General features: G+C 71.5%; 13 protein-coding genes and 1 pseudogene. 4 read left to right on the top strand and 10 right to left on the bottom strand.

All coding sequences use genetic code 11. The features are described from left to right. Positions 1–37: 37 nt before the first annotated feature. The 5 genes and pseudogenes from GRC12_RS03215 to GRC12_RS03195 form a co-directional block, all read right to left on the bottom strand. Positions 38–482, bottom strand: a pseudogene (locus GRC12_RS03215) (B3/B4 domain-containing protein); the annotation flags it as partial. Beyond that, positions 479–1,051, bottom strand: coding sequence for a transglutaminase domain-containing protein (locus tag GRC12_RS03210; protein ID WP_208777154.1), 573 nt, complete (start codon positions 1,049–1,051; stop codon positions 479–481). The gene GRC12_RS03210 and the pseudogene GRC12_RS03215, both read right to left, overlap by 4 nt. Before the next feature lie 91 nt (positions 1,052–1,142). Beyond that, entirely contained in the window at positions 1,143–2,213 is a 1,071-nt protein-coding gene (locus tag GRC12_RS03205) for a threonine aldolase family protein (protein ID WP_208777152.1), read from the bottom strand. Continuing rightward, positions 2,210–2,959 carry an SDR family oxidoreductase gene (locus tag GRC12_RS03200; protein ID WP_208777150.1) on the bottom strand — a complete coding sequence of 250 codons (750 nt, stop codon included), beginning with the start codon at positions 2,957–2,959 and terminating at the stop codon, positions 2,210–2,212. Before GRC12_RS03200 ends, GRC12_RS03205 begins: the two co-directional genes overlap by 4 nt. Positions 2,960–3,009: 50 nt before the next feature. Beyond that, entirely contained in the window at positions 3,010–4,407 is a 1,398-nt protein-coding gene (locus tag GRC12_RS03195) for a DUF6421 family protein (protein ID WP_208777147.1), read from the bottom strand. 384 nt (positions 4,408–4,791) lie between these two features. Between GRC12_RS03195 and GRC12_RS03190 the strand changes: the two genes are divergently transcribed. After that, positions 4,792–5,475, top strand: a complete 684-nt coding sequence (locus GRC12_RS03190) for a glycerophosphodiester phosphodiesterase (RefSeq protein ID WP_208777145.1) — start codon at positions 4,792–4,794, stop codon at positions 5,473–5,475. 3 nt (positions 5,476–5,478) lie between these two features. Here GRC12_RS03190 and GRC12_RS03185 read toward each other — a convergent pair whose 3' ends face one another. Further along, on the bottom strand, positions 5,479–6,018 hold the full coding sequence (locus GRC12_RS03185) for a GNAT family N-acetyltransferase (RefSeq protein WP_244371962.1): 540 nt from the start codon (positions 6,016–6,018) through the stop codon (positions 5,479–5,481). A 67-nt stretch (positions 6,019–6,085) separates the two neighbouring features. Between GRC12_RS03185 and GRC12_RS03180 the strand changes: the two genes are divergently transcribed. After that, on the top strand, positions 6,086–6,478 hold the full coding sequence (locus GRC12_RS03180; protein ID WP_208777142.1) for a VOC family protein: 393 nt from the start codon (positions 6,086–6,088) through the stop codon (positions 6,476–6,478). Here the strand turns inward: GRC12_RS03180 and GRC12_RS03175 are convergent. Further along, positions 6,460–7,413 (bottom strand): N-acetyltransferase, encoded by a 954-nt coding sequence (locus tag GRC12_RS03175; RefSeq protein ID WP_208777138.1) that lies wholly within the window; start codon positions 7,411–7,413, stop codon positions 6,460–6,462. The genes GRC12_RS03180 and GRC12_RS03175 overlap by 19 nt on opposite strands. 174 nt (positions 7,414–7,587) lie before the next feature. Here GRC12_RS03175 and GRC12_RS03170 point away from each other — a divergent pair, with 174 nt between their 5' ends. Beyond that, positions 7,588–8,343 carry a VOC family protein gene (locus GRC12_RS03170; protein WP_208777135.1) on the top strand — a complete coding sequence of 252 codons (756 nt, stop codon included), beginning with the start codon at positions 7,588–7,590 and terminating at the stop codon, positions 8,341–8,343. A 13-nt stretch (positions 8,344–8,356) separates the two neighbouring features. On the opposite strand, the gene GRC12_RS03165 is transcribed toward GRC12_RS03170, so the two are convergent. The 3 genes from GRC12_RS03165 to GRC12_RS03155 all read right to left on the bottom strand — a co-directional run bounded on the left by GRC12_RS03165 (position 8,357) and on the right by GRC12_RS03155 (position 13,267). Further along, a complete protein-coding gene (locus GRC12_RS03165) occupies positions 8,357–10,915 on the bottom strand; it encodes a cellulosome protein (RefSeq protein WP_208777205.1) in 2,559 nt (852 codons plus the stop codon). Positions 10,916–11,036: 121 nt separating this feature from the next. Continuing rightward, positions 11,037–11,576 (bottom strand): MarR family winged helix-turn-helix transcriptional regulator, encoded by a 540-nt coding sequence (locus GRC12_RS03160; protein WP_208777133.1) that lies wholly within the window; start codon positions 11,574–11,576, stop codon positions 11,037–11,039. Then, positions 11,573–13,267 (bottom strand): FUSC family protein, encoded by a 1,695-nt coding sequence (locus GRC12_RS03155; protein ID WP_244371961.1) that lies wholly within the window; start codon positions 13,265–13,267, stop codon positions 11,573–11,575. Before GRC12_RS03155 ends, GRC12_RS03160 begins: the two co-directional genes overlap by 4 nt. A 164-nt stretch (positions 13,268–13,431) precedes the next feature. Here GRC12_RS03155 and GRC12_RS03150 point away from each other — a divergent pair, with 164 nt between their 5' ends. After that, on the top strand, positions 13,432–13,974 hold the full coding sequence (locus GRC12_RS03150; RefSeq protein WP_208777204.1) for a DUF5134 domain-containing protein: 543 nt from the start codon (positions 13,432–13,434) through the stop codon (positions 13,972–13,974). Positions 13,975–13,979 lie beyond the last annotated feature (5 nt).

The following is a 13,979-nucleotide window of genomic DNA, read 5'->3' as shown; positions in this document are numbered from 1 at the left end:
CGCGGCCCGTCCGTCGATCCGCGCGCCCGGACCGGATCTCGGTGAGGCGGGTGCGCGTTCCCTGGCGCCAGTTCCAGCGGCGGCAGGTGACACCCTCCTCGTCACGCCAGACCACCTCGCCCGCGTCGGGGGGCTCGATGACCTCCTCGCCTCGCGCGACGGTCGCGAAGTCCTCGTCGCCGGCGGCCCGGACGAGCGTCATGCCGCCCGGAGGACGGCGCCCGCTTGGCCAGCGCCTCCGCGGAGTTGCGGGTGCGCGACGGCTTGGAGCCGAACGCCGTGCAGACCTCGCGCCGGGCCGCCATGTGCGGGTCCTGCTGCGGGGCGCGGCCGTCCAGACGTGCGGCGCGACGGCGGACCGCGTCGTCGAGCAGCTCCGAACAGGCCTCGGTGCTGGGCCCGTTGACCAGACCGTGCGCCTCGATCGCGACATGGGTGAAACCGGGCGCGAGAGCACGCACCTCCTCGGCGCCTTGCCTCAGAGTGCGGTGGGGAGGGTCTTCCAGAGGGACGGCCGGTCGGGCGCGGCCCGGAGGACTTTCAGCACGGCCGGATGAGGTTCGGCGTACAACACCGGGTAGTCCAGCTCATTGGAGTCAGGGTCGGGTGTGAAGGCCAGCCGCTCGCCGTCCAGGGAGAACCGGGCATCCACCCCCGGTTTGTTGCCGCGCGGGTCCTGCCGGTGCCAGGCGCCGTTGAAGCGGACGGCGACCAGACCGTGCACCACGTCGAACTTCTGGTAGCAGAACGCGGTCGGGATGTCCTCGGCCCGCAACAGGGCAGCGAGGGCGTGCGCCTTGGCGTAGCAGATACCGGTGCCCTGCTGCAGGACGTCGGAGGCGCGCCAGGTGACCCGCGTATCGCCGGAGTCCTGCGAGTGGGGGATCGCGTCACGGACGAACTCGAAGGCGAGCCGTGCATAGGCATACGAGTCTGCCGCGTCCCGAGCGAGACGCGCGGCCGTCTTCCGGACCAGGGGGTGGTGATGGTCGATGACCTCGTCGGCGGCCAGGTAAGCGGACAGGTCGGGGGTGTTCTGGATCAGCTCCATGCCCGCAGAGCATAGGAATACGGCCACCCGAGCGTCAATGAATTTCCAGATGACCGTATATCTATGCAGCAAGGGGTCTTGCCTGCGGCCCTTATCGGGCCATCTCCTCCTTCAGCGCCGCCAGGAACGCGTCCACGTCCTCCTCGGTCGTGTCGAACGCACACATCCAGCGCACGACGCCGGCCGCCTCGTCCCAGAAGTAGAACCGGAACCGCTGCTGCAGCCGCTCGCTGACGTCGTGCGGCAGCTTGGCGAAGACGCCGTTGGCCTGCACCGGGTGGAGGATCTCCACGCCGTGCACCGCGCGCACGCCCTCGGCCAGCCGCTGGGCCATCTCGTTGGCGTGCCGGGCGTTGCGCAGCCAGAGGTCCTTGGCGAGCAGTGCCTCCAGCTGCACCGACACGAAACGCATCTTGGAGGCGAGCTGCATGGACAGCTTGCGCAGGTGCTTCATGTGGCTCACGGCGTCCTGGTTGATCACCACGACCGCCTCGCCGAACAGCGCGCCGTTCTTCGTGCCGCCGAGGGAGAGGATGTCGACGCCGACCGCGTTGGTGAACGCCCGCATGGGCACGTCGAGGGATGCGGCCGCGTTGGCTATGCGGGAGCCGTCCAGGTGCACCTTCATGCCGTGAGCGTGGGCGTGCTCGCAGATCGCGCGGATCTCGTCCGGTGTGTAGAGGGTGCCGAGCTCCGTGCTCTGCGTGATGGACACCACCTGCGGCATGGCACGGTGCTCGTCGTCCCAGCCGTACGCCTGCCGGTCGATCAGCTCGGGGGTGAGCTTGCCGTCCGGGGTGGGGACGGTGAGCAGCTTCAGACCGCCCATGCGCTCCGGCGCGCCGCCCTCGTCGACGTGGATGTGCGCGCTCTCGGCGCAGATCACCGCTCCCCAGCGGTCGGTGACCGCCTGCAGCGCGACCACGTTGGCGCCGGTGCCGTTGAAGACCGGGAACGCCTCCGCCGTGGCGCCGAAGTGGCTGCGGATGATCCGCTGCAGGTTGTCCGTGTACGCGTCCTCGCCGTACGCGACCTGGTGCCCGCCGTTGGCCACGGCCAGCGCGGCGAGCACCTCGGGATGCGCCCCCGCGTAGTTGTCGCTGGCGAAGCCGCGGACGTCCGGGTCGTGATGGCGGCGGGCGTCGGTCTTGGGGGGGTTCACGGCTTCTCGGTCAGCCACAGACGCTTTCCGTTCACTTCGGCGGCGGGCTTGCTCCAGACGTCGGCGATGGCCTCCGCCAGGTCCTTGACATCGGTGAAGCCCGCGAACTTCGCGTTGGGGCGCTCGGCGCGCATCGCCTCGTGCACCAACGCCTTGACGACCAGGATCGCAGCCGCGGAGGTCGGCCCGTCGGGGCCCCCGGCCTTGCGGAAGTAGTCCGCCATGGCGAGCGTCCACGCCTCGGCCGCGGCCTTGGCGGCCGCGTACGCGGCGTTCCCGGCGGTCGGCTTGGAGGCGCCGGCCGCGCTGATCAGGACGTACCGGCCGCGGTCGCTGCGCTGGAGGGCCTCGGAGAAGGCCAGGGAGGTGTGCTGCACGGTGCGGATGAGCAGCAGCTCCAGGAAGTCCCAGTCGTCCAGGCTCGTCTTGATGAAGGCCTCACTGCCGCGCCAGCCGCCGACGAGGTGGACCAGGCCGTCGACTCGGCCGAAGTCCTTCTCGATGTGGGTGGCCCAGTCGCGGGTGGACTCCAGGTCCAGCAGGTCGACGGGTTCCCCGGTGACGGTGGCGCCTCCCGAGGCGTACCGGGCCGCGTCGACGGCCTCGGCGAGCCGCTCGGGGTCGTTGTCCGCGGCGACGACGGTCGCCCCGGACTCGGCCAGCCGCATCAGGGTGGCCCGGCCCGCGGGCCCGCCCGCACCCGCGACCGCGATCACCGCACCGCTGAGAGCTCCGTTCCCCGCCATGTTCTTCGCCTCCTGAGCAGTGTTCCCGGGCTTGCGCGCGACGGCGCCGCTCACGCGGCGACTCGCTCGGCGCTCTCCGCGGTGATGCCCTTGGTGGAGGCGATCACGTTCTTGAGCTTCTTGGAGAGGGCCTCATAGAACATGCTCAGCGGAAACTCGTCCGGAAGCACGTCATCGACGAGTTTCCGCGGCGGCTGGCTCAGGTCGAGGGCGTCGGGACCCTTGGCCCACTTGGAGCCGGGGTGCGGGGCGAGGTAGGTGGAGACCAGCTCGTACCCGGCGAACCAGTGGACGAGCTTGGGGCGGTCGATGCCGTCGCGGTAGAGCTTCTCGATCTCGGCGCACAGCCCGTTCGTCACCTGCGGGGCGCGCTGCCAGTCGATGTGGAGCTTGTTGTCGGTCCACCGGACGACGTCGTGCTTGTGCAGGTAGGCGAAGAGCAGCTGGCCGCCGAGGCCGTCGTAGTTGCGTACGCGCTCACCGGTGACCGGGAAGCGGAACATGCGGTCGAACAGGACCGCGTACTGCACGTCACGGGCCTGCGGGACGCCGTCGGCCTCGAGCTTCACGGCCTCCTTGAAGGCGGTGAGGTCGCAGCGCAGCTCCTCCAGGCCGTACATCCAGAACGGCTGCCGCTGCTTGATCATGAACGGGTCGAAGGGCAGGTCGCCGTGGCTGTGGGTGCGGTCGTGGACCATGTCCCACAGGACGAAGGCCTCCTCGCAGCGCTTCTGGTCGTGGACCATCGCCGCGATGTCCTCGGGCAGCTCCAGGCCCAGGATGTCGACGGCGGCGTCGGTGACGCGGCGGAAGCGGGCGGCCTCGCGGTCGCAGAAGATGCCACCCCAGGAGAACCGTTCCGGCGCCTCGCGCACGGCGATGGTCTCCGGGAAGAGGACGGCGGAGTTGGTGTCGTACCCGGCCGTGAAGTCCTCGAACTTGATGCCGCAGAACAGCGGGTTGTCGTAGCGGGTGCGCTCCAGCTCGGCCAGCCAGTCGGGCCAGACCATGCGCAGCACGACCGCCTCCAGGTTGCGGTCCGGGTTGCCGTTCTGCGTGTACATCGGGAAGACGACCAGGTGCTGCAGGCCGTCCGCGCGGCCCGCGGCGGGCTGGAAGGCCAGTAGCGAGTCCAGGAAGTCCGGCACCTCGAAGCCGCCCTCGGCCCACCGGCGCAGGTCCTTGACCAGGGCCTCGTGGTAGGCGCCGTCGTGCGGCAGCAGCGGGGAGAGCTCCTCCACCGCTGCCACGACACGCCGGACGGCGGCTTCGGCGTCCGCCCGTCCGGGTGCCGTCGCGGCCTCGAAGTCGATCGACCCGTCCTTGGACTGCCATGGCCGGATCTGCTCCACGGCATCCTTGAGCACCGGCCACGCCGGGTGCTCGACCACCCTGGTCGCGGGAGGAACCTGCTCCCCCGAAGCCGCCTGCACAAGAATTTCCGTCATGTCCCATCCTCCACGGGAGAAGCTTGCGTAAGGAGACCGTATACATATGGCCTTTCTCTCAGCAAGGGGAGCCTCGGGAAATTATCCTGCGCACCTGTATCGTCACAGAAATTTTTCCCGCCGGATGCCGTGGATGCGGTGGAGCGGGGTATACATGCGCCTCCGGCGGATACCGGCCACCGGTCAATACCCGCGCAACTCGCCCACGCCCGGGTGACCGGCCCCGCCCGTACCGGCCAGGTCCGCCCCGTACGTCACCCCAATCCCCCGTGTACGAGCGGGTTCATCGGCAGGCCGGGCCGTTAGGCTGCGGCTCTGCCCACGTGAACCGTCCGCTCCGGTCCGCGCGGGTCCGAGCCGCCGTCGACGGAAGCGAGTTGAACCTTGAACTTCCTTACCATCGGTCACCGCGGAGTCATGGGTGTCGAACCCGAGAACACCCTCCGTTCCTTCGTCGCCGCCCAGCAGGCGGGCCTCGACGTCATCGAACTCGATCTCCACCTGAGCAAGGACGGCGCCCTCGTCGTCATGCACGACAGCGACGTGGACCGCACGACCGACGGCACCGGCGCGATCGCCGACAAGACCCTCGAGGAGCTGCGCGCCCTGGACGCGGGCCGCGGCGAACGGGTCCCCGTCTTCGAGGAGGTCCTGGACGCCGTGCAGGCTCCCCTGCAGGCCGAGATCAAGGACGTGCAGGCGGCCAGGGCACTGGCCGAGGTGATGCTGGACCGGGACCTGGTCCCCCGCGTCGAGGTGTCCTCCTTCCACGACGAGGCCGTCGCCGAGATCGCCCGGCTGGTGCCGGGCGTACGGACCGCGCTGGTCGGCAGCCGGTTCGGCACCGACATCGTCGAGCGTGCGGTGGAGGTGGGCGCGGCAACGGTCTGCCTCAACATCCGCCGGCTCACGCTGGAGATCGTCGAGCAGGCCCGCAAGGCGGACCTGAGGGTCATCGGCTGGGTGGTCAACACCCAGGACCACCTGCGGCTCGTTCGGGCGCTGCAGCTGGACGGCGCGACCACCGACTACCCGGAGATCAAGCGCACGGCCCGCTTCACCGCGTGAGCGTCACACCAGTTCCTTGACCAGCAGCTCGAACTGCAGGTCGTCGCGCTGCGGAATGCCGAAGCGCTCGTCGCCGTACGGGAAGGGCGTCATCCGTCCCGTACGGCGGTAGCCGCGCCGCTCGTACCAGGCGATGAGGTCCTCGCGTACGGAGATCACGGTCATGTGCATCTCGCGCACGCCCCAGCTCTCCCGGGCCGCGCGCTCCGCCTCGGCGATGATCACCTTGCCGAGGCCGCCGCCCTGGAGTGCCGGGCTGACCGCGAACATCCCGAAGTAGGCGTGGTCGCCGCGGTGTTCGAGCTGGCAGCAGGCGATGACCCTGCCGTCCCGCTCGACCGTCAGCAGTCGGCTGTCCGGCGACCTGACGACCGCGAGCACGCCCTCCGGGTCGGTGCGCTGCCCCTCCAGGATGTCCGCCTCCGTCGTCCAGCCGACGCGGCTGGAGTCACCGCGGTAGGCCGACTCGATCAGCTCGACCAGGGCGTCCACGTCGGCGTCCGTGGCATCGCGGAAGGTCAGTCCGGCGGTGGCGGTGTCCATGGGGCGGCTCTCCTGTCTGCGGCGCGACGCGGGCAAGGACGAGGGTAACGCCCTAGCCTGGGGGCGCATGGTGCACGTTCTCAGCAGCCGGGTCCTTCTCCGGCCCGCCGATCCCGAGCGCTCCCGCCGCTTCTACGGCGAGCAGCTGGGCCTCCCCGTCTACCGCGAGTTCGGCACGGGACCGGATCGCGGCACGGTCTACTTCCTCGGCGGCGGCTTCCTGGAAGTCTCGGGCCGCTCGGATGCGGCGCGCTCCCCCGCGGTACGGCTGTGGCTCCAGGTCGAGGACGCGGGCGCGGCCCACGAGGAACTGCGCGCCAAGGGCGTCGAGATCGACCGGCCCCCGGTGAAGGAGCCGTGGGGCCTGGTCGAACTGTGGATCAGGGACCCGGACGGGACGCGGATCGTGCTGGTGGAGGTGCCACCGGACCATCCCATCCGCTACCGCCCGGGGCTCTGAACCGGACCCGGGCCGCGGGAGCCCGGTCGGTGCTCCCACTGGCGGTCGGTGCGGGTCAGTTCGCGGAAGCCGGCGTCCAGGAGCACGGCGATCGACGCTTCGTCCTCGGACGGCTCGTAGGCGAGGAGACGGTCGACGTCGCAGAGGCGGAGCCAGGCGGCGGCTTGGGCGAGGAGCTGGAGCTCCAGGGCCGCGCCCCTCGCCGCCGGGGCGATGTGGAGGTTGCCGATGTCGGCGAGGCCCGGGGCTCGGGTGTGCCGTTCCGGGCGGGCCAGGGACGTGTCGACCTCGATGAAGCCGAGGGCGCCTCCGGTGTCGTCGTACGCCGTGAAACGGGTGCCGCACTCCCCCAGCGTGCGCTCGAAGCGGAGGTCGGCCCGCGGTTCCGGCGCCGGCAGGTCGGCGACCCGCGCGATGAAGATCACCTCGGTGTTCCCGGTGTTGCGGAAGCCGGAGCGTTCGTACAGGGCGCGGATGTGCGGCCAGGTGCGGGGCAGGCCGTAGACGACGGGAGCGGGCAGTGCGCCGCCCGCGTAGCGGACGCGGACCTTCCAGCGGGCGAGCTGGGCCAGGCAGGCGGCCATCAGCTGGTCGGCGGCCGCTTCGGAGTCCGGCCAGAAGGACGCCGGCGGCCGGTACACGAACCAGTCGATCTCACCGGCGTCCCGGTACGTCTCGCCGACCTCGGCGTCGGCGCGGTAGCGCAGCAGATGCGCGGCGGCGACCACGTACCGGCGCTGCTCGGCGACGAGTGTCGTGCGTTCGGCGACCCAGGGGTCGGTGATGAACTCGTCGGGCTGCCGTTCCAGGTCGCTGAGGACGGTGTTCACCGAGACGGAGACGCCGGGGACGACGGCGGCGACATGCGCGTTGATCAGTTCGGTGAGCTGGTCTCGGTCGTCGCGGCGGAAGGGGCGCACCAGGGGCGCGGACATGCGGGACCTCCGGGCAGGGGTGGTGGACTGGAGGCCGCCATGCGGTGCGGTACGGGGCTGAGCGTACGGCGGCGGTGGCGCCGGGCGCGAGGGGTTTGTCCGGATGGCCGGGGACCGGGCCCGGCACTAGCGTGCTGGAGAGGACCGGACGTGGATCCACTGCGGAGGAACGCCATGAAGCTCGACAAGCCGGTGACCGGTGGCCCCTGCTGGACCGAGCTGGGGACCAGCGATCTGGAGGGCGCGAAGCGGTTCTACGCGGAGTTGTTCGGCTGGCGTGCCGAGACGGATCCGCGGCAGGAGGCGGGCGGCTACTCGGTAGCGCATCTCGGGGACGTGGCGGTGGCCGCGCTGTCCCCGCTGTACCAGGAGTCGCAGCCCGTCGCCTGGAACGTGTCCTTCGCGGTGCGCGACGCGGACGAGTCGGCCGGCAAGGTCACGGCGGCGGGCGGGACGGTGCTGCTCGGGCCGATGGACGTGTTCGACGTGGGCCGGTTCACGGTGGCGATCGATCCGACGGGCGCGGTCTTCCAGATGTGGCAGGCGCGGTCCTTCCCGGGCGCCGGGCTGTTCAACGCGCCCGGCTCGCTGGGCTGGGTCGAGTTGCTGACCCGGGCCCCGGAGCGGGCGGTGAACTTCTACACGACGGTCTTCGGCTGGAGCGTCAACGCCTCGGAGCACTACACCCAGTGGGGCGTCGACGGCGCCGACTTCGGCGGCATGATGGCGATGGACGACACGTTCCCGCACGAGGTGCCGCCGCACTGGCTGCCGTACTTCGCGGTGGCCGACGTGGACGGCGCCGCGGCCACGGCGACCGCGGCCGGCGGCAGCGTTCTGATGGAGCCGAGGTCCCTGGGGGACGTCCGGCGGATCGGAGTGCTGCGGGATCCGCAGGGGGCGATGTTCGGGGTGTACGCGGAGGCCTGAGCCGCCGGCACGCTCAGGCCAGCGGTGTCACGGTGATCCGGTCGACGACCGGGGCGTGGGCGGAGCGCTGACCGTGGGCGTTCTTGGTACGGCCGTCGAAGTCGGGCAGTTCGTCGGCGGTGAAGGTGACGGTGTTGGGCCCCCGGTCCAGGGTCACGGGCACGGAGAGGTTCCAGAAGTTGCCGAAGTGGAAGGTGGTCGGGAACAGGACGCGCCGCGGGGCGGCTCCGTTGACCGAGATGTCGGCGTGACGGCAGACCGGGTCCGGGTTGTAGTGGGTGGCCGGTGCCTGCTCGCCGTTGGAGTAGCGGATCGTGAGGGCGTGGCGGCCGGGGCGGTCGGCGGTGACGGTGAGCGTGAGGGCGTTCGCGGCGCCCGCTCCGATGCCGTCGACCGCCTTCCCGCCCGTCGCGTACGGGTACGCGGCCACCTTCGCGGTGCCGGTCAGGGTGCCTTCCGCAGCGGGGACCCGCGTGCTGGGCAGCAGGCCGCGCGACGGCTCCACCAGCAGCCGGTCCACGACCAGGCGCTCCGAGGTACCGGTCACCGTGACCTTGTTGATGCCGCCGGCCAGGAAGAGGGCGACGGGGCCGTGCGCCACGGGACCGACGTCCTCGCCGTTCACCGCGAGCAGGCCCTCTCCGGGGCCGAGCAGACCGACCGTCACCGTCGCCTCGCCGTCGTCCTCGGCGTGCACCCAGAAGGTCACGGTGCCGCTGTGCGGGAGGACGGCGGCACCGGGGCCCGAGGCGCCCGGCTCGTCGTAACTCACCCGCGCCCCGCCACCGAGTGCCGCGAACTCTGCTTCGTACACGTCCAGTTGGCGGTCTTCGCGCAGGGTGAGATCCAGCTTGTCGACGACCGCGTCGCCCTTGGTCACGCCGAGGTCGGGGTCCTGGGCGGCGAGGGTGATGCGGTGGGGGCCGGCCGTCAGCTCGATCCGGGTGTCGGTGTGGCCCCAGACGGCCCACTTGTAGCCGAGCGGCAGCCGGAGTTCGCGGGCCTGCTCACCGTCGACGCGCAGGAAGACGTTGGTGGGACCCTGTTCCCTCACCAGGTCGGCCAGGTTGTGTGAGTTGGCGAACACGCGGAGGTCGTACGTCCCGTCCTGAGGGACCTCGACGTCGAAGGCGAGGACGAGGTCGGAGCCGGTGCGCAGGCCGCCGACGTGATAGCCGCCGGAGGTGGCGAACTTGTCGACGTCGGACGGGGAGCCCTCGGGACCGTTGACCGAGTGGCCGCCGCCCGTGTGGGCCGCGTCCTCGGCCTCGTAGGTGCGCCGCCAACCCGCCGACGGGGGAAGGAGGGTGGCTCCGTGGCCGCCGGGTGCGAGGGTCAGCTGGTAGGCGGACATCTCGTCCAGGTCGGTCAGGGGCAGCCGCACCCGGCCGTCCACGACGGGCAGTTCGACGTCCCGCAGCCGCAACGGCTGTGCGCTGGAGCCGACTTGGCCGGTCCAGGGGATCTCCTGCAACCGCAGATGGACGCGGCTGCCGAAGACCTCGGCGTCGACGCCCTCGAAGACCAGTTCCGCGGCGCCGCTCGCACCGCCGAACAGCAGCCGCGCCTGCCGCTTGTCGCGGTCGAGCGCGGCGACGCCCTGCAGCGTGTACTGCGCGTTGGGATGTGGCGCCCTGACCTGGACGGTGTTCCCGGTCAGCTGTCCGTAGGCGTTGAACAGCCACCACTGCCCGTTGCCCTTGTTCGCCTCCACCGCGGAGTCGTTGAGGTTTCCGGCGATGTTCCAGTACGCCATGTCGGCGTCGACCTTGCACTCCTCCAGCGCGGCGATCCACTGGATCATCTGCCCGGGAACGGACAGGTGGTAGTTGTGCGCGTACTCGTTGAGGTTGAGGGGCAGCGGGCCGATGCCCAACTCCCGCTCCATCTGCCGGTACTTGGCCACGTTCGTGCGGACCTCGTCCGGCGAGGACAGCTCGTGCCAGGTGATCACGTCGGGCAGTACGTCGTGGTCGCGCGCGAACTCGAGGAAGCCCCGCACCTCCGGGTAGAGGATGCAGGTGTTGGGACCGGCGATCCGTGCCTCGGGGTCGATGCCCTTGACGAGGTGGTACGCCCGCTGCCAGGCGTCGAAGTAGGGGCCCGGCTCGGTGTGCCAGGAGACCTGGTCGTAGCTCCACTCGCCGGTGCCGAACATGTTGCCCTCGGGCTCGTTGAACGGCACCCACACCAGATGGGACCTGAGCGCGCCCAGGCTCATGGCCTGTTCGACCTGGCGGCGGAGGATCTCCAGATGGGTGGCGAGCTTCTCCTCGCCGGTGTCACCCGGCCATTCGTAGGGGAATCCGCGGTGGAAGTCGGTGACATAGACGTACACGTCCTTGCCTCCGGCCGCGACGAAGGAGGGAAGGATCTCCAGGGCGTCGGCGCCGGGATGCTGGATGCCGTCCTGGGCCTTGGTGGCGACCGTGCGGACGTACATGCCCTCGACGACCGCGCGGCTGGGCACCCCGTCGCCGTACAGGCCGTAGAGCGTGCCGCTCGCGCCGCCGTGGAAGGGCCCCGTCTCCGTGCCCAGATCGACCGTGAGGGTCTCGGCTGCCACGGCAATCCTCTTTCGTTCGACATCTCGTACGTCAGTCGATGATTCGAACCGACCGGATCGAACGTAGGGAGTGCACGGCGATCACGTCAACGGGTGTCCCGCCACCGAAAGTTCCGAAAGCCGCCGCTCAGGCGCGCAGCGCGCCGAGGCTTCCCTCCAGCCTGGCCAGCAACTCCCCGAGAAGGTCGGCGAGTTCGCCCTGTCCCTGTGGTGCGAGCACGGACAGCACGGCGGTCTCGTAGGCGAGTTGCTCCGGCAGGAGCCCGTCGACCAGGGCGCGCCCGGCATCCGTGAGGCGGACGTGGGCGACGCGGCGGTCACGGGTGTCACCGCGGCGCTCGACCAGGCCGCGCTCGGTGAGCTGCTTGAGGCGCTTGGTGACGGCGGCGCCGGACGAGAAGGTCTCCCGGGCCAGTTCGCCGGGGGTCAGCTCATGGCCGGTGCGGCGCAGGGCGCCCAGCAGGTCGAATTCGGGGCGGCTGAGGCCCGCGCGGCGCAGGGGGGCGTCCTCGGCCTGCTGGAGGAGGGCGGCACAGCGGTTGATCCGGCCGATCACCTCCATCGGGCCGGTGTCCAGGTCCGGGTGGACGGCCCGCCACTGCCGGACCACCGTGGAGACAGTGTCGCCCCTGGCCGCGCCCGACTGCCGTCCGTTCGGTGCCGTCATGGCCGTATGCCCTCCGCGCTCGTCGTCCCGTTCAGCCCCGGGTGCCGTACCGTCGCGGCGAGCGTACGGTGTCCGGTCCGCTCGGCGCGCACGACCCGCTCCTGGGGCAGGGCGCGCTGCCACCACTCACCGGCGGCGGCGTCGGCCGTGGCACGCAGCTCGGCCAGCGCGGCGGCGAGAGCGCGGCGGGCGGCCTCCAGGTCGGCGGGTGCGGGCGCGGGCTCGGCGAGCAGCCGGGCGGCATGCTCCCGGGCGCGCTCGGCGGCGGTCAGCGCGTGTTCGACGCGGTCGCCCGCGCGCCGGTTGGTGACGGCGACGCCGGCGAGGAAGCCGACCAGCGCGCCGACGACCGTGTCCACGACCCGCTCGGTGATCAGCCGCCCGGGCTGCTGGGTGTGGGCGAACTCGGTGATGAGCAGCGCCATCGGGGTCACACAGACGGTGCCGAGCCAGTAGTTGCGGCTCATCAGGGCCTCGGCACCGAAGTTGAAGGCCAGGCAGAACAGGACCAGGAAGACCTGACCGGCGTGGGCGAGCGGAGCCACGGCCGCGAAGAGGAGCACGCCGAGGAGGTTTCCGACGACGCGCTGGATGCCCCGGCTCCAGGTGAGGGCGAGGTTGGCCTGGTAGAGGGAGGCGGCGGTGACCAGCGCCCAGTAGGGGCGGCCGACGCCGAGGGCGAGGGAGACGTAACCGGCGAGGGCGCAGCCGAGGGCGGTACGGAGGGCGATGGGGGCCAACGCGCCGAGCCTCGCCCACAACGGGCGGGCGGGGACGGCCAGTTCGGCTTCCACGCCGAGGAGTTCGTCGGCGGCCTGCTGGTCGTCGAGTTCGGGGACGGGTCCGGTGCCGCACAGGTCGCGGGCCCACGCCCGCAGTCGCCGCGGGTCGGTGTCGTCGGGGGCGGCGAGGGCGACCTCCGCGCGGACGACAAGGCGTTCCAGAGCTCGCCGGGTGGGGGTGTCGCCGGTGGCGAGGAGGGTCTGCCAGGCGGCCTGGACGGCGGCGGCCGCGACGGCACGGGCGCGGGGGTCGGCCTCACCCGCGGCGTGCGCGGCGGTCGCATGGGCGGCAGTGGCGTGGACCGCGGCCGCATGGGCGGCGGCCGCGTTCAGGGCCTGGGCGGTGGCCCGGCGTTCCGGACCGTGCGGGCGCGGCAGTCCGGGCGCCATTCCGACGAGCCAGGCCCAGACGCCCGCCGCGAGGGCCAGGGCGAGATGGCCGGGGACCCGGGCGAGGGTCTGCGGGGCGAAGAGGGCGGCTGAGCTGATGAAGGTCAGTACGACATGGCCGGGCGGGCCGATCCGGGTCGCGTCGCACAGCGCCTTCTGCACGGCGGCCAGCAGCGCGCCGACGGTGACGAGCACGACGGCACTCGTGGTGAGGGAAGCGGTGACCAGGGCGACGGCCAGGCCGCCGACCATGCCGAGGACGACCCAGGCCAGGGCGCGGGCCCGGGCGGCGTAGGGGCGGTTGTGGGCGTAGAGGGCGCACAGGGACCCGGCCATGGTGTACATCGCCAGGTCGAGGCGGCCGAGGGCCAGGAGCGTGAGGTTGGGCGGAGCGACCGATGCGATCACGCTGAGGGCCGGCTTGAACCAGATGTCCGAAGGCCGGCCGAGACGCAGGACGCCAGCCAAGGGGAGGCGGCGGCGGGGGCGTGGGGTGGAGAAGGCGGTCGCGGATGGCATGTGACATAACATTAGCAGGTGTTTTACCCGTGAACGCATTTCAGCGCCGCCGCTCACCGACCGTGCTCCCTCGAATGCCCCCCGTGTACATCCTTGCGCTCGCGTGCGCGCCGGACGGTCCGGGCATCGACGGACTGTCGACACCGTCGAGCAGGGAGGTGCGCGTGCACGGACCGGCTTCGCCCGGCTGGCTGCTGGTCGCGCTGTGTGCGGCGACCGGGGCCTACTGTCTGCTGCGGATGCGCAGCACCGTCGAGGAGCAGCGCCGGGCCGCGGGCGGCGAGGCGCTGATGGGGTTCGGCATGGCCGCGATGGCGGTACCGGCGGCGGTGTTCAGCCCGCCGCCGTGGGCCTGGCCCGTCTACGCGGCCGTGTTCGGCGCCGCGGCGCTGCGCGCGCTCTGGGCGGCGCGGACGAGCGCGCACCATCTGCACCATCTGGTGGGCGCGTCGGCCATGGTCTACATGGCACTGGTCATGGCGGCCTCGCCCGCGCACCACTCCGGCCATGGAGGACCGTCCGGAGTGCCGCTGGTGACCGGTGTGCTGCTGCTCTACTTCATGGGATACGTCCTGCTCTCCGGCGTCCGACTCGTCCCGGCCGCCGCGGGGGGCGGCTCGGTGGGATGGGGTGACCGGCCGGAGGTCGCACGGGCGTGCCGGCTGTCGATGGGGATCGCGATGGTGGCGATGCTGATCACCATGTGAGCGGC

Origin of the sequence: Streptomyces griseorubiginosus (genome assembly GCF_017614965.1) — a bacterium.
Lineage (GTDB): Bacteria > Actinomycetota > Actinomycetes > Streptomycetales > Streptomycetaceae > Streptomyces > Streptomyces griseorubiginosus_B.
This window is presented reverse-complemented; position numbering and strand designations above follow the sequence as displayed.